The sequence below is a fragment of the Vibrio sp. Vb0937 genome (genome assembly GCF_033338855.1).
The window spans coordinates 1-1,018 of sequence record NZ_JAWOTK010000476.1; the positions used below are offsets into that span (position 1 = coordinate 1).

The following is a 1,018-nucleotide window of genomic DNA, read 5'->3' on the forward strand; positions in this document are numbered from 1 at the left end:
TGCGTGCCCAGTTCATGCCAGTCCAAGGGATGGTTTGTGCGTCGTTATTTTTCACAACAACTTGCGCTGTTTTGCCTTCCACTTTTGTCACGACCGCAGGGTAAAGATCGCCGTAAGTTGGCTGGCCTTTTAGATGCTTCTCAATTTGTTCTGCATTCCAAGCGGCTTCCCCTTCTTTCCACAACACTTTTTCTGCGCCGCGGTAGCCATGACGCTCGTCATAAGCCATTAGGTTGTTTACCGCAGCCTTATTGGCAGCGTCTTGCAGTTTAGAGTCAACCGTCATGTAGATATTCAAACCCGACGTATAGGCTTTCTCTTCACCGTACTCTTTTACTGCCCATGCACGTGCAAGCTCGGCAACGTAAGGCGCAGACACTTCAATTTCTGCACTGTGGTAACGAGCAATGATTGGTTCGTTACGTGCTTCATCGAATTGCTCTTGCGTAATGTACTTTTCATCGAGCATACGCATTAGCACAACGTTACGACGTTTTGTTGCACGTTCTAGCGAGTAAATTGGGTTCATGGTTGAAGGTGCTTTTGGCATCCCCGCCAGTGTCGCAATTTCGCTAAGCGAGAGCTCATTTAGGCTCTTACCAAAATACACCTGAGCTGCTGCACCAAAACCGTATGAGCGATAGCCAAGGAAGATCTTGTTAACGTAAAGCTCCATGATCTCTTGTTTGCTCAGCAGTTGCTCAATGTGAATGGCAATGAAGATCTCTTTGATCTTACGCATTAGTTTCTTCTCGTTGGATAAGAAGAAGTTACGCGCTAGCTGCTGAGTGATGGTACTCGCCCCTTGCTTTGCTGAGCCGGAAAGAGCAACCACGACAGCTGCACGAGTAATACCGATTGGATCGATACCAGGGTGCTCGTAAAAACGGCTGTCTTCGGTGGCGATCAGTGCGTGAATTAGGTCTTGAGGAATTTCATCGTAAGTAACAGGAATACGACGCTTTTCACCGAACTGTGCGATCAGCTTCCCGTCTTGACTAAACACCTTCATAGGTGT

Annotated in this window: 1 protein-coding gene; it reads right to left on the reverse strand. The window is 47.6% G+C overall.

What is annotated here, in order from left to right; translation table 11 throughout:
- A partial coding sequence (locus tag R7P67_RS26635; RefSeq protein ID WP_318086560.1) for a transglycosylase domain-containing protein occupies positions 1-1,018 on the reverse strand: 1,018 nt, incomplete at both ends.